Annotated in this window: 16 protein-coding genes, 1 tRNA gene and 2 pseudogenes; 15 read left to right on the top strand and 4 right to left on the bottom strand. The window is 70.3% G+C overall.

Annotated features, from left to right (window positions below):
* The first annotated feature begins 33 nt into the window (after positions 1 to 33).
* Positions 34 to 1,181: pseudogene (locus B1L07_09495) on the top strand (chorismate mutase).
* 142 nt (positions 1,182 to 1,323) lie between these two features.
* Positions 1,324 to 2,634 carry a 3-phosphoshikimate 1-carboxyvinyltransferase gene (locus B1L07_09490; GenBank protein AUZ56536.1) on the top strand — a complete coding sequence of 437 codons (1,311 nt, stop codon included), beginning with the start codon at positions 1,324 to 1,326 and terminating at the stop codon, positions 2,632 to 2,634.
* Positions 2,635 to 2,703: 69 nt separating this feature from the next.
* Here the strand turns inward: B1L07_09490 and B1L07_09485 are convergent, their stop codons facing one another.
* Positions 2,704 to 3,258, bottom strand: a complete 555-nt coding sequence (locus B1L07_09485) for a hypothetical protein (protein AUZ55282.1) — start codon at positions 3,256 to 3,258, stop codon at positions 2,704 to 2,706.
* Between the two features lie 130 nt (positions 3,259 to 3,388).
* A complete protein-coding gene (locus tag B1L07_09480) occupies positions 3,389 to 4,039 on the bottom strand; it encodes an energy transducer TonB (GenBank protein AUZ55281.1) in 651 nt (216 codons plus the stop codon).
* 130 nt (positions 4,040 to 4,169) lie between these two features.
* Here B1L07_09480 and B1L07_09475 point away from each other — a divergent pair, with 130 nt between their 5' ends.
* The 13 genes and pseudogenes from B1L07_09475 to B1L07_09415 all read left to right on the top strand — a co-directional run bounded on the left by B1L07_09475 (position 4,170) and on the right by B1L07_09415 (position 17,349).
* Positions 4,170 to 5,450, top strand: coding sequence for a serine--tRNA ligase (locus B1L07_09475; GenBank protein ID AUZ55280.1), 1,281 nt, complete (start codon positions 4,170 to 4,172; stop codon positions 5,448 to 5,450).
* A 175-nt stretch (positions 5,451 to 5,625) separates the two neighbouring features.
* Entirely contained in the window at positions 5,626 to 6,618 is a 993-nt protein-coding gene (locus B1L07_09470) for a LysR family transcriptional regulator (protein AUZ55279.1), read from the top strand.
* 69 nt (positions 6,619 to 6,687) lie between these two features.
* Positions 6,688 to 6,777, top strand: a tRNA-Ser gene (locus B1L07_09465).
* Between the two features lie 63 nt (positions 6,778 to 6,840).
* Entirely contained in the window at positions 6,841 to 7,305 is a 465-nt protein-coding gene (locus B1L07_09460) for an acetyltransferase (protein ID AUZ55278.1), read from the top strand.
* A complete protein-coding gene (locus tag B1L07_09455) occupies positions 7,302 to 7,814 on the top strand; it encodes a tRNA adenosine(34) deaminase TadA (GenBank protein AUZ55277.1) in 513 nt (170 codons plus the stop codon). Before B1L07_09460 ends, B1L07_09455 begins: the two co-directional genes overlap by 4 nt.
* Before the next feature lie 97 nt (positions 7,815 to 7,911).
* Positions 7,912 to 8,496, top strand: a complete 585-nt coding sequence (locus tag B1L07_09450; protein AUZ55276.1) for an oligoribonuclease — start codon at positions 7,912 to 7,914, stop codon at positions 8,494 to 8,496.
* A 3-nt stretch (positions 8,497 to 8,499) separates the two neighbouring features.
* Positions 8,500 to 9,354 (top strand): peptidase, encoded by an 855-nt coding sequence (locus B1L07_09445; protein AUZ55275.1) that lies wholly within the window; start codon positions 8,500 to 8,502, stop codon positions 9,352 to 9,354.
* A gap of 48 nt (positions 9,355 to 9,402) precedes the next feature.
* Complete coding sequence (locus tag B1L07_09440; protein ID AUZ55274.1) at positions 9,403 to 9,939, top strand: GNAT family N-acetyltransferase; 537 nt, start codon at positions 9,403 to 9,405, stop codon at positions 9,937 to 9,939.
* Between the two features lie 216 nt (positions 9,940 to 10,155).
* A complete protein-coding gene (locus B1L07_09435; protein AUZ55273.1) occupies positions 10,156 to 10,815 on the top strand; it encodes a glutathione S-transferase in 660 nt (219 codons plus the stop codon).
* A 43-nt stretch (positions 10,816 to 10,858) separates the two neighbouring features.
* Positions 10,859 to 13,134: pseudogene (locus B1L07_09430) on the top strand (MFS transporter).
* Positions 13,135 to 13,142: 8 nt separating this feature from the next.
* Positions 13,143 to 15,086 carry an asparagine synthase (glutamine-hydrolyzing) gene (locus B1L07_09425; protein AUZ55272.1) on the top strand — a complete coding sequence of 648 codons (1,944 nt, stop codon included), beginning with the start codon at positions 13,143 to 13,145 and terminating at the stop codon, positions 15,084 to 15,086.
* 73 nt (positions 15,087 to 15,159) lie between these two features.
* Positions 15,160 to 15,717, top strand: a complete 558-nt coding sequence (locus tag B1L07_09420; GenBank protein ID AUZ55271.1) for an NADPH-dependent FMN reductase — start codon at positions 15,160 to 15,162, stop codon at positions 15,715 to 15,717.
* A 216-nt stretch (positions 15,718 to 15,933) separates the two neighbouring features.
* Entirely contained in the window at positions 15,934 to 17,349 is a 1,416-nt protein-coding gene (locus B1L07_09415; GenBank protein ID AUZ55270.1) for a replicative DNA helicase, read from the top strand.
* A gap of 13 nt (positions 17,350 to 17,362) precedes the next feature.
* On the opposite strand, the gene B1L07_09410 is transcribed toward B1L07_09415, so the two are convergent.
* Both B1L07_09410 and B1L07_09405 read right to left on the bottom strand, forming a co-directional pair.
* Positions 17,363 to 18,502 carry a Zn-dependent dipeptidase gene (locus tag B1L07_09410; GenBank protein AUZ55269.1) on the bottom strand — a complete coding sequence of 380 codons (1,140 nt, stop codon included), beginning with the start codon at positions 18,500 to 18,502 and terminating at the stop codon, positions 17,363 to 17,365.
* Between the two features lie 582 nt (positions 18,503 to 19,084).
* On the bottom strand, positions 19,085 to 21,841 hold the full coding sequence (locus B1L07_09405) for an aconitate hydratase 1 (GenBank protein AUZ55268.1): 2,757 nt from the start codon (positions 21,839 to 21,841) through the stop codon (positions 19,085 to 19,087).
* Positions 21,842 to 21,976: the final 135 nt, after the last annotated feature.

Here is a 21,976-nt window from a genome sequence, read left to right as displayed (position 1 = left end):
CGGCGGAAAGCAGACGTCATCGAGGAAGGCAACGTGGCCGCAAAGCCGAAGAAGACCCCCGCAGACAAGCCGCCGGCGCGCGCCGCCGAAGCGTCGGCCGCGCCGCCGGCGCTGGCCGACGTGCGCGCCAAGATCGACCAGATCGACCGCAGCATCCAGTCGCTGATCGCCGAGCGCGCGCGGTTCGCGCACCAGGTCGGCAAGGCCAAGGGCAAGCTCGCCGCCGCCGTCGACTACTACCGCCCGAGCGCGAGGCGCAGGTGCTGCGCATGGTGGTCGACCGCAACGAAGGCCCGCTGTCGGACGAGCTGCTGGTGCACGTGTTCCGCGAGATCATGTCCGCCTGCCTGGCGCAGCAGGAACCACTGAAGATCGGCTACCTCGGCCCCGAGGGCACCTTCAGCCAGCAGGCCGTGCTCAAGCATTTCGGGCGCTCGGCGCTGGGCCTGCCGCTGGCCAGCATCGAGGAAGTGTTCCAGGAAGTGGAAGCGGGCAACGCCGACTTCGGCGTGGTGCCGGTGGAAAACTCCGGGCAGGGCACGATCCAGATCACCTTGGACATGTTCCTGACCTCCAGCCTCAAGATCTGCGGTGAAGTGGAGCTGCGCGTGCAGCAGTTCCTGATGTCGCGCAGCGGCCGGCTGGAGGACATCGAGCGGGTCTACGCGCACCCGCAGTCGTTCATGCAGACCTCGGCCTGGCTGCGCGCCAATCTGCCCGCGGCGGAGAAGGTGCCGGTGTCCAGCAACGCGGAGGGCGCGCGCCGCGCGCGCAACGCCGACGACGCGGCGGCCATCGGCGGTGAGAGTGCCGGCCACGTGTACGGGCTGAAGAAGGTGGTCACCAAGCCGATCCAGAACGACGCGGACAACACCACGCGCTTCCTGGTGATCGGCCGCCGGTTCTTCCCTTCCTCGGGCCACGACCGCACCTCGGTGCTGGTGTTCATCCACGACAAGCCCGGCGCCCTGTTCGACGTGCTCAGCCCGTTCGCGCGCCACGGCATCAGCATGAACCGGATCGAGTCGCGCCCGTCGCACCAGGCCAAGTGGGAATACGCGTTCTTCATCGACCTGGCCGGGCATATCGAGGACGCCTCGATGCAGGCGGCACTGGCCGAACTCGAGGCCCATTCGGCGCAGATCAAGGTGCTGGGTTCCTATCCGGTCGCGGTGCCGTGAGCTGACATCGCTCCGCCGCGTGGACGGTACTCCGCGCCCCTTCCGCCCGCCGCCTGGCACCGCCACTGCCGGCCAGGGCGGCATGGACAACACCATGCGCGGCCTGCGCCGGCATGGCAGACGCACAACCAACGAGACCCGCATGACCTCCCAGCCCCACTGGATCGCAAGCAAAGGCCAGCCCCTGCAGGGCACGCTCGACATTCCCGGCGACAAATCGGTATCGCACCGCGCGGTGATGTTCGCCGCGCTGGCCGACGGCGTATCGCACATCGACGGCTTCCTCGAGGGCGAGGACACCCGCGCCACCGCGGCGATCTTCGCGCGCATGGGCGTGCGCTTCGAAACCCCGTCGCCGTCGCGGCGCATCGTCCATGGCGTGGGCGTCGATGGGCTGAAGACGCCGGACGGCGAACTGGACTGCGGCAACGCCGGTACCGGCATGCGCCTGCTGGCCGGGCTGCTGGCGGCGCAGTCGTTCGACAGCGTGCTGGTCGGCGACGCATCGTTGTCGCGGCGGCCGATGCGCCGCGTCACCGGCCCGCTGGCGCAGATGGGGGCGCGCATCGACACCCGCGACGACGGCACCCCGCCGCTGCGCATCCACGGCGGCCAGCCGCTGCACGGCATCGACTACGCGCTGCCGGTGGCCAGCGCGCAGGTGAAATCGGCGCTGCTGCTGGCCGGCCTGTATGCCAGCGGCGAAACCACCGTGGTCGAGCCGCACCCGACCCGCGACTACACCGAGCGGATGCTGCGCGCGTTTGGCGTGGAGATCGATTTCGAGCCGGGCCGGGCACGCCTGCGCGGTGGCCAGCGGCTGCGCGCCACCGATATCGCGGTGCCGGCGGATTTCTCCTCGGCCGCGTTCTTCATCGTCGCCGCCAGCGTCATTCCCGGCTCGCAGGTGCGGTTGCGCTCGGTGGGGCTCAACCCGCGCCGCACCGGCCTGCTGGCCGCGCTGCGGCTGATGGGCGCGGACATCGTCGAGGAGAACCCTGCCGAGCACGGCGGCGAGCCGGTGGCGGACCTGGTCGTGCGCCATGCGCCGCTCAAGGGTGCCCGGATTCCCGAGGCGCTGGTGCCGGACATGATCGACGAGTTCCCCGCGCTGTTCATTGCCGCCGCCGCGGCCGACGGCCCCACCGTGGTGAGCGGCGCCGCCGAGCTGCGGGTGAAGGAATCGGACCGCCTGGCGGCGATGGCGACCGGGCTGCGCACGCTGGGCCTGCGCGTCGACGAAACCGACGATGGCGCCACCGTCCATCCCGGCGTGCTCGGCAGCGGCACCATCGAAAGCCATGGCGACCACCGCATCGCCATGGCGTTCTCCATCGCCGGCCAGTTGAGCCGCGGGCAGGTACGGATCAACGATGTCGCCAACGTGGCCACCTCGTTCCCGGGCTACGACCGGCTGGCACGCGAGGCGGGGTTCGCGCTGACCTCCGCCTGAGGGCGGTAAATAGACGTACCGGGCCGGCCGCGCGGCGCGGCCGGCCCGTGTCCGTGGCACCGGAGCCGATCAGCGGCCGGTGCGGAAATCCACCGGCACCCGGACCACGCTCGCCACCGCGCGGCCATCGCGCACCGCCGGCTCGAAGCGCCAGCCGCGCAGCGTGTCCAGCACCGCGCGATCAAGGTCGCGGCTGCGCTGGCCATCGTGCGCGACGATGCTGGCATCGGTGACCTTGCCGTGGGCGTCGACCTGCAGGCTGGCGACCACGCTGCCTTCAATGCCGGCGCGGAGCGCGGCCGGCGGGTAGGTGGGGGCAGGGTTGCCAGCCAGCGGCCGCGCCTGGTGGTCGCGCGCCATGGCCGGCCTGCGCTCGCCGGCGGCAGGCGCCTTCAGCGGCGTTGCCGCGGCCGGCGCCGCGTCCGCCGGTACGGCTGCCATGGGCGCGGTTCCGGTGGCCGGCGGCAGTGCCGGCGTGGGCTCGGCGTGGCGCCGCACCAGGGCGAACACGCCGAGCAGGATCGCCAGCAGCAGGGCAACCCACAGGACGGGCGACACCGCGTGACGGGGCGACTGCCCGCTCTGCGTGGCGTTGTTCAGTTCATGGGCATGGGTGGCACTCATGGTCGGCTCCTTCTGCGTCCAGTGACGCCTGGAGTCTGGCCCGATGCGCGCCGCGCAGGTGTCAGCAGAACGTCAATGCGGCGCCGACGGGTCCGCCACAGTTCAGCGTGCGGCGCAGGTACCGTTCAGCTTATTGCGCCGGCTGGAAGTCGAAGGGAATTTCCAGGCTGCCGGCCATCGGCTGGCCGTTGCTCTGCGCCGGCTGGAAGCGCCAACCGCGCACGGCCTCCAGTGCCGCGCGGTCGAGATCGCGCGAGCCGCTGCGCTGGATGATCCGCGCATCCAGCGGCGTGCCGCTGGCATCGACCTCGACGCGCACCACCACGGTGCCGCTTTCGCCACGGCGCAGCGCCGCCGGCGGATAGGACGGCGGCGGACTCTGCCCCGGCAGTGGCACCGGGCGGTCGCCCGGCGCCGCGGCGGCGGGTGGCGCGGCCGGGTTGGCCGGCGCCGCGGCCAGCGGGGTCTCGGGCAGCGGCTGCGGCGGCGCAGGCGCGGTCTCCACTACCTGCGGCGCGTCCTCGGCCGGCGCTTCCGGGCGCGCATCGGGCATGTCGCTGGCGCCGGTGCCGGCCGGCAAGGGCTCGGGCAACGGCATGGCCGCATTGGCCTGGGCCTGCGGCTGCGCCGGATCGACCGGGTAGGCGTCGTTGTGCCGGCGCGCGTTCAACCACACCACCACGAACAGCAGCAGGCCGGCGCAGAAGGCGATGCCGGCGACCTTCAGGGCGTTGTGCGGCAACACGAAGGCGGGGGTATGGTCGGAGCGGGAAGCGGGCATGGGCGGCGCGTGCGGGGGGCGTGACCGGGAGGGTGACCATCGGATTCTGGCACAGGACCGCAGCGGCGCGCGGCAGAGCGGCGCGGTTCGGGCGATAATCGCGTTCCGTATCCGTTTACAGTGCCGCCCCATGCTCGATCCCGCCCTTCTCCGACAGCAGCCCGCCGAACTGGCGCAACGCCTGCGCGACACGCGCGGCTTCGAACTCGACGTGGCCGCGATCGAGTCCCTGGAGGCCGACCGCAAGCGCATCCAGGTGCGTACCCAGGAACTGCAGAACCTGCGCAACAGCCGCTCCAAGGCGATCGGCCAGGCCAAGGCCAGGGGCGAGGACGTGTCGGCGATCATGGCCGAGGTGGCCGCCTTCGCCGATGAGCTGAAAGCCTCGGAGGTCCAGCTGGACGAACTGCGCGCGCGGATCGAGGCGATCTCGATGGGCATCCCGAACCTGCCGGCCGATGACGTGCCGGCCGGGGCCGACGAGAACGACAACGTCGAGCAGTCGCGCTGGGGCACGCCGCGCACGTTCGATTTCGCGGTGCTCGACCACGTCGAACTGGGCGCCCGCAACAAGTGGCTCGACGGCGAGACCGCGGCCAAGCTGTCCGGTTCGCGCTTCACCGTGCTGCGCGGTCCACTCGCGCGCCTGCACCGTGCCCTGGCCCAGTTCATGCTCGACCTGCACAGCGGCGCGCATGAGTACCAGGAAACCAACGTGCCGGTGATCGTCAATGCCGACAGCCTGTACGGCACCGGTCAGCTGCCCAAGTTCGAGGAAGACATGTTCATCACCCACCTGGGTGAGCAGAAGCGTTACCTGATCTCGACCTCGGAGATCTCGCTGACCAACATCGTGCGCGACGAGATCGTCGAGGCCGAGCGCCTGCCGCTGCGCATGACCGCGCACTCGCTGTGCTTCCGTTCCGAGGCCGGCAGCGGCGGCCGCGACGTGCGCGGCATGATCCGCCAGCACCAGTTCGAGAAGGTCGAGCTGGTCTCGGTCTGCCGCCCCGAGGAAAGCGACGCCGAGCACCAGCGCATGACCGCCTGTGCCGAGGCCGTGCTGCAGAAGCTGGGCCTGCCGTACCGCAAGATGCTGCTGTGCACCGGCGACATGGGTTTCTCGGCGGTGAAGACCTACGACCTGGAGGTGTGGCTGCCGTCGCAGCAGACCTATCGCGAGATCTCCTCGTGCTCGAACTGCGGCGATTTCCAGGCGCGGCGCATGCAGGCGCGCTGGCGCAACCCCGCCACCGGCAAGCCGGAGCTGGTGCATACCCTCAACGGCTCCGGCGTGGCGGTGGGCCGGGCGATGATCGCGGTCATGGAGAACTACCAGAACGCGGATGGCTCGATCACCGTGCCCGAGGCGCTGCGCGCGTACATGGGCGGCGTGGAGCGGATCGGCTGAACCTAGCCGTCGTCGTGGTTCTTCCCGGAGGCCCGCAGCGATGCGGGCCTCTGCGTTGTCGGGGGCGGGCAGGAGGTGGGAAGGTCGCCCATACAGGACCGTTTGAGGCCTGATTTGTAAAATCAGGACAAAGGTGGTTGAATCTCGCCATTCGTTCCAGTTGTGGGATCAATCCATGCAGGACCTCAACGACCTCTACTACTTCGCGATGGTGGTGGACCATGGCGGTTTTGCCGCCGCCGAGCGTGCGCTGGGCATCCCCAAATCGCGCCTGAGCCGGCGCATCAGCCAGCTGGAAACCGACCTGGGCGTGCGCCTGCTGCAGCGCTCGACGCGCCGCTTCGCGGTGACCGACGTCGGCATGAGCGTGCACCGCCATGCGCAGACCATGCTGGCCGAGGCGCAGGCCGCGCGCGAAGTGGTGGACCGGCTCAGTGCCGAGCCGCGCGGGCTGGTGCGTGCCAGCGTGCCGGTGTCGCTGGCACAGATGCAGCTGCCCAAGCTGCTGCCGAAGTTCCTGGAGCAGTACCCCAAGGTGCGGCTGCAGCTGAACATCAGCAACCGCCGCGTGGACATCATCAACGAGGGCTACGACGTGGCGCTGCGGGTACGCTCGCGGCTGGACGACGACGGCAGCCTGGTGATGCGCAGCTTCGGCCAGGTGCAGGAGCTGCTGGTCGCCAGCCCGAAGTACCTGGACCGCGCCGGCCGCCCCAAGACGCCCGACGACCTGGCCCAGCACGTCACCCTGAGCATCAGCGAGGACGAGGCGCGCCAGCGCTGGGAACTGCACGGCCCGGGCGGCGTGGTCAGCCGCGTGGACCTGCAGCCGCGAGTGGCCGGTTTCGATTTCCCGCTGCTGCAGAGCATGGTCAAGGACGGCTTCGGCATCACCATGCTGCCGGAAACGGTCTGCGCCGAAGCGGTGCGCAACGGCGAACTGGAAGTGGTGCTGCCGGACTGGTCGCTGCCGCAGGGCATCTGCCATGCCGTGTTCGCGTCGCGCCGCGGGCTGTTGCCGGCGGTGCGGGTGTTCATCGACTTCCTCGCCGAACACCTGCCGCCGCAGCTGGAGGCCTCGCGCCTGGACTGCGGCGGCGCCTGCGAACGCGCCAAGGAAAAGATCCGCGCCTCGACCATGGGCGCGCTGGCGATCGAGGCCGGTTGAGCACAATCCCCGGTGGCGTGCGAGAATGCGCGCCCCTGGCCGGTGCGCAGGCATCGGCACGACAGTCACGGGCAGATGGCCGAGCGGTTTAAGGCACCGGTCTTGAAAACCGGCGAAGGGTCAAACCTTCCGTGGGTTCGAATCCCACTCTGCCCGCCATTCCGACGACCCGGGCGCATGTGGCCCCGGCCCCGTCGCGGGCTCTTTCCGGACTTGCGAACCATGCCGACACTGCGTTCATCGCGCCCGCAAGACGGCGCCCGGGTCATCGACATCTGGCGTCGCGCCGTCGATGCCACGCATCACTTCCTTGCCCCCGCCGACCGCCAGGCCCTCGATGCCGAGGTCAGTGCATTGCTGCCCGCGGCGCCGCTGCGGCTGGCGGTGGACGCCGACGATGTGCCGCAGGCCTTCATGTGGGTCGTGGGCGGCCAGCTGGAGGCGCTGTTCGTGGATCCGGCGCAGCACGGCCGCGGGCTGGGACGCCGGCTGGTGGAGCAGGCGCTGCGCGAACACCCGCACCTGTGTACCGACGTCAACGCGCAGAACCCGCAGGCGCTGGCGTTCTACACGCGCCTGGGTTTCGTCGAGACCGGGCGCTCGCCGCTGGATGGGCAGGGGCGCGCATATCCGCTGGTGCATCTGCGCCACGCCGGTGCGCCCACCGCAGCGGACGCGGCAGCATGAACGCTGCCACCACCAGCCCCGATCCGCAGGCCGACGAACGCTGGATGCGGCATGCGCTGGCGCTGGCCGAACGCGCGCAGCGCGAGTTCGACGAAATCCCGGTGGGCGCGGTGCTGGTCGGCGCCGACGGGCAGCTGCTGGGCGAGGGCTGGAACCTCAACATCGCCCGCCACGACCCCAGCGCGCATGCCGAGATCGTGGCCATGCGCGAGGCCGGCGCACGGCTGCGCAACCACCGGCTGGTCGGCTGCACCCTGTACGTGACGCTGGAGCCGTGCGCGATGTGCGCGATGGCACTGGTGCACGCGCGGGTGGCGCGGGTGGTGTATGCCGCCACCGATCCGAAGACAGGCGCCTGCGGCAGTGTGTTCGACCTGCTGGGCGACCCGCGCCACAACCACCGCGTGCAGGTGGCCGGCGGCGTGCTGGCGCGCGAGGCGAGCCTGCGCCTGACCAACTATTTCCGCGCCAAGCGTGGCCGGCCGCTGCTGCCCGGCGAGGGCAGCTGAGCGTCCGGCCGGCGTCCGGCCCGGTGAACCCGCGGCGTATCATGGGCGCCCGACAACACGGCCGGCGTCGCCGCCGGCCCCCTGCACGAGGCGCCACATGACGGACAACAGCACAGGCAACGACCGGTTGATCTGGATCGATCTGGAGATGACCGGGCTGGACACGGACAACGATTCGATCATCGAGATCGCCACCGTGGTCACCGATGCCCAGCTCAACGTGCTGGCCGAAGGCCCCGAGTTCGCCATCGCCCACCCGCTGGCGACGCTGGAGGCGATGGACGAATGGAACCGCAACCAGCACCGCCGTTCCGGCCTGTGGCAGCGCGTGCTCGACAGCGACGTCAGCCTGGGCCAGGCCGAGGCGCGGACCATCGCCTTCCTGCAGGACTGGATCAAGGCCGGCGCCTCGCCGATGTGCGGCAATTCCATCTGCCAGGACCGCCGCTTCCTGCACCGGCAGATGCCGCGCCTGGAGCGCTATTTCCATTACCGCAACCTGGACGTGTCCACGGTCAAGGAACTGGCCCGGCGCTGGGCGCCAGCCATCGCCGCCGGGGTGGGCAAGAATTCCAGCCACACCGCGCTGAGCGACGTGCACGATTCGATCGCCGAACTGCGCCACTACCGCCAGTACATGGGTGCGCTGGCCGGGCTGCCGGGCGTGGCGGAACCGGCCTGAGCGATGGGCGAACTGGCGCCGACCCTGGCCGACAGCCCGCAGGACATGGCCGACCTGCGACGTGCGGTGGCGCTGCTGGAAGCGCCAACGCTCAGTGCACGCATGGCCAACCTGGTCGGCTCGCCGCTGGAGTTCGCCGTGCGCCGGCTGCCGGCGGGCGTATCCAGGCGCATCCAGGGCGCGGCCGAGGCCGCGCTGCACAAGGCCGCACAGGCGGCGCTGTGGAGCATGGACCGCACCCGGCCGGGCAAGCCGGCGTCGCCGCGCCTGCACAAGCTGGCGGCGGCCGCGTCCGGTGCGCTGGGCGGTGCCGGCGGGCTGCCGGCACTGGTGATCGAGCTGCCGCTGTCGACCACCATCATCATGCGCGCGGTGGCCGACATCGCCCGCAGCGAGGGCTTCGATCTGGAGGACTTCGGCACCCGCCAAGCGTGCCTGGAGGTATTCGCGCTGGGCGGCAACTCGGGCGGCGACGACGCCAGCGAAACCGGCTATTACCTGGCACGCGGCTTCACCACCGAGCTGATGCGGCACCTGTCGGCCGAGCTGGCCGGCACCACGCTCAGCGGCAGCCACGGCCTGCTGCTGGGGCTGGGGCCGAAGGAAGCCGGCAAATGGCTGGCCCGGATCGTGGAAAAGGTCGCCGCCCGCTTTGGCGTGGTGGTGTCGGAGAAGTTCGCCGCGCAGGCGGTGCCGGTGCTCGGCGCGGTCGCCGGCGCCACCTTGAACACCCTGTTCACCGGCTACTACCAGGACATGGCGCGGGGCCATTTCATTGTCCGCCGGCTGGAACGCAAGTACGGCTTCGAGACCGTGCGCCTGGCCTACGGCGCGGTCAGCGGGCGCATGACCGCCTGAGCGCCACGCGGTGGTAGCGTGGCCTGCCGGATACATGGAGAGCCCGCGATGAGCATTTTCGACCTGCGCCTGGAAACCGAGCGGCTGCTGCTGCGGCCACCGTGCGCGGAGGATTTCGACGCGTTCGCCGCGTTCTGCGCCGATCCGCTGCCGATGCAGCACCTGGGCGGCGTGCAGGCGCCGTCGGTGGCGTGGCGCAGCTTGGCCACCATGGCCGGCAGCTGGCACCTGCTCGGCTATTCGATGTTCTCGGTGATCGAGAAGGACAGTGGGCGCTGGGTCGGACGCGCCGGCCCGTGGCAGCCGCACGGCTGGCCGGGACCGGAGGTGGGCTGGAGCATCGTGCCGGACCGGTGGGGCCGTGGCTACGCGCCGGAGGCCGCGCGCGCGGCCATCGACTGGGCGTTCGACGTGCTGGGCTGGGACCAGGTGATCCACACCATCGCGCCGGACAACCGCAATTCGCAGGCGGTGGCGCGCAAGCTGGGCGCGCGGGTACTGCGGCATGCCCGCCTGCCACCCCCGCACGAGGTCGACGTCGAGGTGTGGGGACAGCCGCGGGAGGCCTGGAAAGCCCGCCGCTGACGCATCGTTGCCGATGTATCCATCGTGGCCGGCCGCGGGTCCGGCACGCGCGGCGGCCGCCCGGCGCATGCGCAGCCTGCGGCGAAGGGCGGCGGCGCCGCGGTGCGGTCCTGGACCGCGCGTGGATTTTGCTGCGGTCGCAGCTTTACCAACCGCCCCCGATTCCGGTCAGATGGCAGGATCGCCTGCCAGTCGGCGGTGTGGGGAATCGTGTCGTTGAGCAATCCAGGTGCTGCGTTGACGGTGTATGGCATGTCCACCTCGGGCAATTGCCACAAGGTCCGTTTGTTGCTGGCGCAGCTGGGCACGCGCCATCGCTGGGTCGAGGTGGACAGTGCCGCCGGCCAGACCCGCACGGCCGCTTTCCTGGCGCTGAATCCGAACGGCAAGGTGCCGCTGCTGGAGCGCGGCGACGGGCGCGTGCTCACCGAGTCCAATGCCATCCTGTTCTGGCTGGCCGAAGGCACGCCGTTCCTGCCGGCCGATGGCTGGCAGCGCGCGCAGGCGCTTTCGTGGATGTTCTTCGAGCAGTACAGCCATGAGCCATACATCGCGGTGGCGCGTTTCATCCGGGGCTGGACGCCACCGGATTCGCCGCGGCGGCAGGAGCTGCCCCGGCTGCGCGAGCGCGGCCATGCGGCGCTGGCGGTGATGGAGCAGCACTTGACCGGCCACGCCTGGTTCACCGGGCCGGACTACGGCATCGCCGATATCGCGCTGTTCGCCTATACCGCGGTCGCCGCCGACGGCGGCATCGAACTGTCCTCCTATCCGGCCATCGGCCGCTGGCTGCAGGCGCTGCGCGCCCGGCCCGGCTTCGTGGCCATGCCCGATCCCTCGCCGGAGGTGCTGCGCAACTTCGCCGCGTCACCCTGATCCTTCCTTTCCCCAACCCGTCTGCACCGTGGAGTCCTGCCTGATGTTCGCCCGTGTACCCAACCCCATTCCGGCCCGCATGAAGGGCCTGAACCGCGCCGAGATCTGCGATACCAATTTCATCGAATTCGTGAGGGGGCTGGGGCAGGGGCCGGCCGGTGCGCCGCAGGACGGGGCGCCGGTGCTGCCGGGCAGCGCGCTGGACGCGCGCGGATTCCGCGAACTGTTCGAATCGCAGCTGGTGAGCCGCCACCTGGACCTGATGGCGCGCGTGCTGCGCGTGCAGAACAAGGTCTTCTACACCATCGGCTCCTCCGGGCATGAAGGCAATGCCATGGTGGCGCGCGCCACCCGCCATACCGACCCGGCGTTCCTGCACTACCGTTCCGGCGGCTTCATGGCCGAGCGCTTCCGCAAGCTGCCGGGCATGGACCCGATCATGGACTCGGCGCTGAGCTTCGCCGCCAGCGCCGAGGACCCGGCCAGCGGCGGCCGCCACAAGGTGTGGGGCAGCAAGCCGTTGTGGGTGTTGCCGCAGACCTCGACCATCGCCTCGCACCTGCCCAAGGCGCTGGGCACGGCGCTGGCGATCGAGGCCGGCAAGCGCCTCGGGGTGGAGCTGCCGGTGCCGGGCGACAGCATCGCCATCTGTTCCTTCGGCGACGCCTCGGCCAACCATGCCACCGCCCAGACCGCCTTCAACGCCGCGTCGTGGACCGCCTACCAGAAGCTGCCGGCGCCGGTGCTGTACGTGTGCGAGGACAATGGCATCGGCATCTCGGTGAAGACCCCCGGGGGCTGGATCGCCGAGAGCTTCCGCAACCGCCCGGACCTGGATTACTTCTTCGCCGACGGCCTGGACCTGGCCGCCGGCTACGCCGACGTGCAGCGCGCGGTGGAGCATTGCCGGCGCACCCGCCGGCCGACCTTCCTGCACCTGCGCACCACCCGCATCATGGGCCACGCCGGCACCGACTTCGAGATCGAATGGCGCGCGCTGGAGGAACTGTGCGCGGTGGAGGCGGGCGACCCGTTGCTGCGCTCGGCGCAGATCGCGGTCGAGTCCGGGGTGATGAGCGCCGACGAGGTGCTGGCGTTGTACGAGCGCACCCGCGCGCGCTGTTTCGCCGCCGCCGAGGAGGCTGACCAGCGCCCGCGGCTGACCTCGCTCAAGGACGTGATGGCGCCGCTGGCGCCGTACACCCCGGAGCAGGTGCGCGCCGAGGCGACCCGCGCCGACTACGCGCAGCGCCGCCTGCAGGTGTTCGGCAGCGAGGCGTCGCTGCCCGAGAACCTGCCGCCGCGGCACCTTGCCATCCAGATCAACCAGGCCCTGCACGACCTGTTCTGCAAGTACCCGGACACCCTGCTGTTCGGCGAGGACGTGGCGCAGAAGGGCGGCGTCTACACGGTGACCAAGGGCCTGCACAAGGCGTTCGGCCCGCGCCGGGTGTTCAATACCCTGCTCGACGAGACCATGATCCTGGGCATGGCCCAGGGCTTCGCCAACATGGGCATGCTGCCGGTGCCGGAGATCCAGTACCTGGCCTACCTGCACAACGCCATCGACCAGGTGCGCGGCGAAGCCTGCTCGCTGCAGTTCTTCTCCAACGACCAGTACCGCAACCCGATGCTGATCCGCATCGCCGGGCTGGGCTACCAGAAGGGCTTCGGCGGCCATTTCCACAACGACAATTCGATCACCGCCATCCGCGACATCCCCGGGCTGGTGGTCGGCTGCCCGTCGCGTGGCGACGATGCGGCGATGATGCTGCGCACGCTGGCGGCGCTGTCCAGGGTGGACGGGCGGGTGTGCGTGTTCCTCGAGCCGATCGCGCTGTACATGGCCAAGGACCTGTACGAGGCCGGCGACGGCCAGTGGCTGTTCCCGTACCCGGCGCCGGAGCAGGCGCTGGAACTGGGCCAGGGCCGTGTCTACGGCGAGGGCAACGACGACCTGGTGGTGTTCACCTACGGCAACGGCGTGCCGATGGCGCTGCGCGCGGCGCGCGCCATCGAGGCGGCGCAGGGCTGGAAGGTGCGGGTGGTGGACCTGCGCTGGCTGGTGCCGCTCAACGCCGCCTACATCGCCGAGCAGGCCAGCGGCGCCCGGCGCATCATCGTGCTGGACGAGGGCCGGCACAGCGCCGGCGTGGGCGAGGGGTGATCACCGCGCTGGTCGAGGCCGGCTTCGGCGGCGTGCCGCTGCGCCGGGTGACCGGCGCCGACACCTACACGCCGCTGGCCGGCGCCGCACTGCTGGTGCTTCCGGGCGACAATGACGTGGTGAGCGCCGCAGCCGAGCTGGCGCGTGGATAACGATCTGTATGTGTGGACTGGCGGGAATACTGCAATCGCAGGCGCGGTTGCAGGAAGCGGAGTTGGCGGCGCTGGCCGGCGCGATGGGCGATGCGCTGGCCCATCGCGGTCCCGATGACCGCGGCGTCTGGGCCGATGCCGGCGCCGGCGTGGCGCTGGCGCACCGGCGGCTGAGCATCCTCGACCTGTCGCCGCTGGGCCACCAGCCGATGGCGTCCAGCGACGGCCGCTACCGGCTGGCCTACAACGGCGAGATCTACAACTTCGCCACGCTGCGTGCCGAGCTGGAACCGCTCGGCCATGCTTTCCACGGTCATTCCGACACCGAGGTGCTGCTGGCCGCGGTCGTGCAGTGGGGGCTGGAGGCGACGCTGCGGCGCTGCAACGGCATGTTCGCGATCGCGCTGTGGGACCGGCGCGAACAACGCCTGTCGCTGGCCCGCGACCGGGTCGGCAAGAAGCCGCTGTACTACGGCTGGGCCGGCGACACGCTGGTGTTCGGTTCCGAACTGAAGGCGCTGTGGCGGCACCCGGCGTTCGACAACGGCATCGACCGCGACGCGCTGACCCTGCTGCTGCGGCTGGACTACATCCCGGCGCCGCACTGCATCCACGAGCGTGCGTTCAAGCTGATGCCGGGCCGGGTGCTGCAACTGGACGCGGCCGCGGTGGCCGCCGGTGCCGCCGCGCACCGGCCGGCGCAGGCGCAGGTGGCGTACTGGGACGCGCCCTCGCGCATGGCCGCCTGCCTGGCCACGCCGTTCGCCGGCAGCGCGGCCGAGGCCACCGACGCGCTCGACGCGCGGCTGCGCCAGGCCGTGGCGCTGCGCATGGTGGCCGACGTGCCGGTGGGCGTGTTCCTGTCCGGCGGCACCGATTCGGCCCTCGTCACGGCGCTGATGCAGGCGCAGAGCATGGCCCCGGTGCACAGTTTCAGCATCGGCTTCGAGGACTCCGACCACGACGAGGCGCCGCTGGCCAGGGAGGTCGCCGCCCACCTGGGCTGCGACCACACCGAGCTGTACGTCAGCGGTGCCGATGCGCTGGCGGTGGTGCCGGAGCTGCCGGTGATGTTCGACGAGCCGTTCGCCGATGCTTCGCAGGTGCCGACCGCGCTGGTGGCGCGGCTGGCGCGGCGCGGGGTCACCGTGGCGCTGTCCGGCGATGGCGGCGACGAACTGTTCTTCGGCTACACCCGCTACCAGCGCGCGCTGCGCAACTGGCGCGCGCTGCAGCGCGTGCCGGCGCCGCTGCGCCGCTGGCTGGGCCGTCGTGCCCGGGCACAGGGCGAGGATTCGCGCGCCGGCGGGCTGCCCGCGCTGCTGGCCGAGGCCGGCGCCAGCGGCATCGGCGATGTCTACCGCAACCGCATCTCGCGCTGGCGCGACCCCGCCGCGGTGGTGCGTGGCGCACGCGAGCCGGCCACGTTCTACAGCCTGCCCGACCCGCTGCAGGGGCAGGGCACGGCGGCCGACGCGATGATGCTGGCCGATTTCACCACCTATCTGGCCGACGACCTGCTGTGCAAGGTGGACCGCACCAGCATGGCGGCCAGCCTGGAGGCACGCGCGCCACTGCTGGACTGGCAGGTGGCCGAGTTCGCCTGGTCGCTGCCGCTGGCCATGAAGCTGCGCGACGGCACCAGCAAGTACCTGCCCAAGCAGGTGCTGCGGCGCTACCTGCCCGACGCGATGGTGTTCCGCGGCAAGCGCGGCTTCGGCGCGCCGGTGACGCAGTGGCTGCGCGGCGAGCTGCAGGGCTGGGCCGGCGACCTGCTCGATCCGCGACGGCTGCGCCAGGACGGGGTGTTCGAGGAGGCCGCCATCTCCACGCTGTGGCAGCGCTTCGGCCAGGGCGAGCGCAAGTGGCACACCCACCTGTGGAACGTGCTGATGTTCCAGGCCTGGCAGGCGCACTGGCAGGCGCAGCGGGCGCAGGTGCGGGCGGGCTGACCGCGGCCGGCCTTCACCGGCCAACAAGGTGCGGTCGGCTAGGCTGGACTTCCCTTACCGCAGCGAGGTCGCCATGCAACCGTACCGCATCGCCGTACTTGTCGGCAGCCTGCGCAAGGAGTCCCACAACCGCCGCCTGGCGCTGGCCCTGGAGAAGCTGGCCGGCGATCGCGCGCGGTTCGACTACCTGCGCATCGACGACATCCCGCTCTACAACCAGGACCATGACGGCGACTTCCCGGCGCAGGGCACGCGCCTGAAAGCCGCGATCCGCCAGGCCGATGCGCTGCTGTTCGTCACCGCCGAGTACAACCGCTCCATTCCCGGGGTGCTCAAGAACGCCATCGATACCGCCTCGCGGCCGTACGGCGACAGCGCCTTCGACGGCAAGCCGGCGGCGGTGATCGGGACCTCGCCCGGCGCGGCCGGCACCGCGATGGCCCAGCAGCACCTGCGCAACGTGCTGGTGTTCGTCAACCTGTCGGTGATGGCCCAGCCCGAGGCCTTCCTGCAGTACAAGGAAGGGCTGATCGAGGCCGATGGTAGCGTGACCAACGACGGCACCCGCCGCTTCCTGCAGGCGTATGTCGACCGCTTCCTGGACTGGATCCGGATCCACGCCCGGCACTGAACGCGCCGGCGCGGCCCGATCGGGCGATAATGCGGACCCCGGCACCGGCGACGCTGCCGGGGTTTGCGTGCCGGTGGCGTCGCAGGCCCTTGTGAAGCGGGGCCGGTGGCCACATCCACGGGCTGCCGACAGCTTGTCCACGGACTTATCCCCACATTGCCGGCCTGCATCGGCCTACCATGGCCGGGTCGTTTTCCCGCTGCACGAAGGTTTTTCATGTCTGCCCGTCCTGGCTTCCGTTCCGACCGCAACGACCGCGCAGAGCGCGGCGAACAGCGCATCGACACCCTGCGCGTGCCCCCGCATTCGGTCGAGGCCGAACAGGCGGTGCTCGGCGGCCTGATGCTGGCGCCGGAGGCCTTCGACCGGGTCAACGAGGCACTGACCGAAAAGGACTTCTACCGCCGCGACCACCAGCTGATCTACCGCGCCATCCGCGAGCTGTCCGAGCGCGACCGGCCGTTCGATGCGGTGACGCTGGGCGAGTGGTTCGAATCGCAGGGCAAGCTGGAGCAGGTCGGCGACGGCGCCTACCTGATCGAACTGGCCAGCACCACGCCGTCGGCCGCCAACATTGGCGCCTACGCCGAGATCGTGCGCGATAAGGCGGTGCTGCGGCAGCTGATCCAGGTCGGCACCGACATCGTCAACGACGGCTTCCAGCCCGAGGGCCGCGACAGCACCGAACTGCTGGCGTCGGCGGAAAAATCGGTGTTCGCCATTGCCGAGCAGGGCGCACGCGGTCGCACCGACTTCGTGGCCATGCCCGGCGCGTTGAAGGATGCGTTCGAGGAACTGCGCAACCGCTTCGAGAACGGCGGCAACATCACCGGCCTGCCAACCGGTTACAACGAATTCGATGCGATGACCGCCGGCCTGCAGCCGACCGACCTGATCATCCTGGCCGCGCGCCCGGCGATGGGCAAGACCACCTTCGCGCTGAACATCGCCGAGTACGCGGCGATCAAGTCGAAGAAAGGCGTGGCGGTGTTCTCCATGGAAATGTCGGCCTCGCAGCTGGCCATGCGCCTGATTTCCTCCAACGGCCGCATCAACGCCACGCGACTGCGCACCGGCCAGCTCGAGGACGAGGACTGGAGCCGCGTCACCAGCGCCATCCGCATGCTCAAGGAAACCAAGATCTTCATCGACGACACCCCGGGCGTGTCGCCGGAAGTGCTGCGCTCCAAGTGCCGCCGGCTCAAGCGCGAGCATGACCTGGGGCTGGTGGTGATCGACTACCTGCAGCTGATGAGCGTGCCCGGCAACAGCGAGAACCGCGCCACCGAGATCTCGGAGATCTCGCGTTCGCTCAAGGGACTGGCCAAGGAGCTGAACGTGCCGGTGATCGCGCTGTCCCAGCTCAACCGCTCGCTGGAAACGCGTACCGACAAGCGCCCGGTGATGGCCGACCTGCGCGAATCGGGCGCCATCGAGCAGGACGCGGACATGATCGTGTTCATCTACCGCGACGAGTACTACAACAAGGAAAACTCGCCGGACAAGGGCCTGGCCGAGATCATCATCGGCAAGCACCGTGGTGGCCCCACCGGATCGTGCAAGCTGAAGTTCTTCGGCGAATACACCCGCTTCGACAACCTCAGCCACGACAGCGTCGGCGCGTTCGAGTAACGCGCCGGCGATCTCATCCGTTGCCCCAGATATCGCCGAAGGCGCGGGCGAAGTTGGCGCCCAGGACTTTGTCCACCACGCGCGGCGGGTGCCCGCGGCGCAGCAGCGCATCGGCCACCTGCGCCAGCCGGCGCGGGCTGTTGGCGTCGGGCAGGTAGGGCGTGCGGTTCTCGCCCGGCGCACCGGTGCCGGCCAGCCGGCGTTCGCGCATCTGCCGCTCCATGTCGCGGATGTCCTGCGCGTCCACCGGGAAGAACAGCGCGTCGCTGCCGATCCCGACGTGATCCTCGCCACACACGCGCAGCGCGTGCTCGAGGTGCGCGATGTAGTCGGCCAGCAGCGGCTGGCGGCTGTCTTCGGTGAGGAACGGCAGCATGTAGATGCCGACCACGCCGCCCTTGTCGGCCATCGCCCGCAACTCGGTATCGCGCTTGTTGCGCGGATGCTCGAACACCGCGCTGCAGCCGGCGTGGGTGATCAGCGGTGGCGTGCGGCTGGCCTCGATGCCTTCGCGCGTGGCCAGGGCGCTGGAGTGGCTGAGGTCCAACGCCACGCCGCAGTCGTTCATGCGGGCCACGGCTTCGCGCCCGAGCGGGCTCAGGCCACTGGGCGCGGCGTCCAGGCAACCGCCGCCGAACGGCGAGGCGTGGTTGTAGGACAACTGCATGACCCGTACCCCGAGCCCGCGGAACAGGTCGATGCGCTCGAGCCTGTCCTCGAGCATGGTGGCGGCCTCGAACGAGAAGATCAGCGCCACCCGGCCTTCGCGCTTGGCGCGCGCCAGGTCGGCGTGGTGGACGACCTTGAGGAACATCTCCGGCACCGATTCGACCAGTTGCTGCGCGCGGGCGATGTCGGCGACGGTTTCCTCGAATGACCCGGCCGCGCCGCCGAGCGTGGTCTTGATCGCGCTGATGCCCGAGTCGCGTATCTGACGCAGGTGCAGCGCCTGCGCATCGTCATCCAGCAGCGCGCCGATCGACGCCAGCACATTGGCATCCAGGACCAGGGCGCGGGCATACAGCGCACTGCTGTCGGCCGAGGCAATGGCGGCGGGCGCTGCCCCGTTCGTCGCGGCGGCCGGCACGGCCAGCCCCGCCAGCAGACCGCCGCCCCAGCCCAGCACGCGGCGACGCGATGCATCGATACCCATCGAACTCCCTTCGTGGCGATGACAGACGGCGATCATGGCCCAAGCGGCGCGCCCGGCACAAACCCGGGGCCGCGCGTGGCACCGGCCGGGACGCCTGCGCGCTCCACGCGATGCCAATCTCGCTGTCGTTGCCGCCGGTCTTCCCGGTTGCAGCAGGCCGCCCCTGCGGGCGAGTGCGGGAGGCCTGTGCTGGGCACTGCCGCGCGGTACGGACGAATACCGCGCGCTGCGCGGGGCAGGGCAGGGCCTTCAGGTTGCAGCAGGCGCTTACGTCACCTTCTTCGCTGCCGGTGGGCGAAGTACGTGTGGCAACAGGCCCACTCGCGGATGAGGGTGGACCACCCGCGCGTCGTATTGCCGCGCGGTACGGACGAATACCGCGCGCTGCGCGGGCAGGGCAGGGCCTTCAGGTTGCAGCAGGCGCTTACGTCACCTTCTTCGTTGCCGGCTGGCGAAGTACGTGTGGCAGCAGACCCTCTCGCGGGTGAGGGCGGGCGGACCACCCGCGCGTGGTACTGCCACGCGGTGTTGACGAACGCCCCGCGCGCTGCGCGGGGCGGGGTTGCGTGTTGCCGCAGGCGCCTACGCCACCTTCTTCGCCGCCAGCTGGCGGAGGACGTACTGCAGCAGGCCACCATTGCGGAAATACTCGACTTCCTTCGGCGTCAGCAGCAGCACATGCGCCTGGAAGCGGGTCACACGGCCGTCGGGGCGGGTCGCGGTGACGCTGGCGCGCTTGGACTGGCCGTCCTCCAGTCCGGTGATGTCGAACACCTCCGAGCCGTCCAGCCCGAGCGTCTGCGCGTTCTCGCCCGGCAGGAACTGCAGCGGCAGCACGCCCATGCCCACCAGGTTGGAGCGGTGGATGCGCTCGAAGCTCTCGGCGATCACCGCCTTGACCCCGAGCAGGTTGGTGCCCTTGGCGGCCCAGTCGCGCGAGGAGCCGGTGCCGTATTCCTTGCCGGCCACCACCACCAGCGGCGTGCCGGTGGCCTTGTACTTCATCGCCGCGTCGTAGATGGACATCTTTTCCGGCGGCTGCACGCCGAAGTACAGGGTGTTGCCGCCTTCCTCGCCGCCGAACATCAGGTTCTTGATGCGGATGTTGGCGAAAGTGCCGCGCACCATCACGTCGTCGTTGCCGCGGCGGCTGCCGTAGCTGTTGAAGTCGGCCGGCTGCACGCCGCGCGACTGCAGGAAGCGGCCCGCGGGCGAGTCCTTCTTGATGTTGCCGGCCGGGGAGATGTGGTCGGTGGTGATCGAGTCGCCGAACAGGCCGAGCACGCGCGCGCCATGGATGTCGGCGATGCTGCCCACGGCCATGGTCATGCCGTCGAAGTACGGCGGGTTCTTGATGTAGGTGGACGCCGCGTCCCACTGGTAGGCCTGGCCCTCCGGCGACTCGATGCGCGCCCAGCGGCTGTCGCCCTTGAACACGTCGGCGTAGTTCTGCTTGAACATCTCCGGGCCGACGGTGGCGGCGATGACGTCGCCGATTTCCTTGTTGCTGGGCCAGATGTCGCGCAGGTAGACGTCGTTGCCGTCGCGGTCCGTGCCCAGCGGTTCGCGGGTCAGGTCGATGTTGACCGTACCGGCGATGGCGTAGGCCACCACCAGCGGCGGCGAGGCCAGGTAGTTGGCCTTGACCTCGGGATGCACGCGGCCCTCGAAGTTGCGGTTGCCCGACAACACCGAGGCGACCACCAGGTCGCCGGCGGCGATGCCGGCGCTGACCTCGGTGGGCAGCGGGCCGGAGTTGCCGATGCAGGTGGTGCAGCCGTAGCCGACCACGTAGAAGCCCAGCTTCTCCAGTTCCTTCAGTACGCCGGCCTTTTCCAGGTAGTCGGTGACCACCCGCGAGCCCGGCCCGAGCGAGGTCTTGACCCAGGGCTGGCGGGTCAGGCCGCGTGCGGCGGCGTTGCGCGCCAGCAGGCCGGCGCCGATCATCACCGCCGGGTTGGAGGTGTTGGTGCACGACGTGATGGCGGCGATCACCACCGCGCCGTCCTTCAGCCGCACCTTGCGGCCGTCGATCTCGATGTCGGCATGGCCCTTGGCCAGCTGCTCGTTGCCCACCGCCGCGCCGCCGCCCTCGTTGATGAACTCGGCGACCTCGCCGTTGCGGTGGTCGCGGTTGGCAGTGAGCCCGACCAGCGCATCGGCGAAGTTCCGGCGCACGTCCTGCAGCAGCACCCGGTCCTGCGGGCGCTTGGGGCCGGCCAGCGACGGCTGCACCGTGCCCATGTCCAGTTCTAGCGTGGCGCTGTAGCGCGCATGCGGGCTGTCCGGCGCATGCCACAGGCCCTGGGCCTTGGCATAGGCTTCGACCAGCGCGATCTGCGCGTCGCTGCGCCCGGACAGGCGCAGGTAGTTCAGCGACTCGGCGTCGATCGGGAAGATGCCGCAGGTGGCCCCGTACTCCGGCGCCATGTTGGCGATGGTGGCGCGGTCGGCCAGCGGCAGGTGCTGCAGGCCATCCCCGTAGAACTCGACGAACTTGCCGACCACGCCCAGCGCGCGCAGCATCTGGGTGACGGTCAGCACTAGGTCGGTGGCGGTGGCGCCTTCGGGCAGGCGGCCGCTGAGCTTGAAGCCGACCACCTGCGGAATCAGCATCGACGAAGGCTGGCCGAGCATGGCGGCCTCGGCCTCGATGCCGCCCACGCCCCAGCCGAGCACGCCGATGCCGTTGATCATGGTGGTGTGCGAGTCGGTGCCGAACACGGTGTCCGGGAACGCCCAGCGGGTGCCGTCCACGTCGCGCTCCATCACCACCCGGGCCAGGTTCTCCAGGTTCACCTGGTGCACGATGCCGGTGTTCGGTGGCACCACCTTGAAGTTCTCGAACGCCTTCTGGCCCCAGCGCAGGAAACCGTAGCGCTCGCGGTTGCGCTCGAACTCGATGCGGCCATTGAGGTCCAGCGCGTCGGCGCGGCCGAACACATCCACCTGCACCGAGTGGTCGATCACCAGTTCCGAGGGAATCAGCGGGTTGATCTGCTCGGCGCGGCCGCCCAGCCGGGTGACCGCATCGCGCATCGCCGCCAGGTCGACCACGCACGGCACCCCGGTGAAGTCCTGCAGCACCACCCGCGCCGGCATGAAGGCGATCTCGGTGTCCGGTTCGGCCTGCGGATTCCACCTGGCCACCGCCTCGATGTGCTCGGGGCCCACGGTCTGGCCGCCGTCCTCGTGGCGGAGCAGGTTCTCCAGCAGGATCTTCATCGAGTAGGGCAGGTGCGAGAGGTCGAAGCGCTCGCCCAGCCTGGGCAGGCTGCAATAGGTGTAGGTCTGGTCGCCGACGGTGAGTTGGCTGCGGGTGGAGAACGAATCGCTCATGGCTGACTCCTGTTGCGGATGGCGTGCGGCGGCGCTCAGGCGCGCGCTGGCTGGCGCGGTGCGCCCCGTTCAGTGAAGCGGTCGCCCGAGTATGGACGATCTTTCCGGGGGCGGGGCCGGTGCAGGCCCCCGAGC

Source organism: Stenotrophomonas acidaminiphila, from assembly GCA_002951995.1.
GTDB classification, from domain to species: Bacteria; Pseudomonadota; Gammaproteobacteria; order Xanthomonadales; family Xanthomonadaceae; genus Stenotrophomonas; species Stenotrophomonas acidaminiphila_A.
This window is presented reverse-complemented; position numbering and strand designations above follow the sequence as displayed.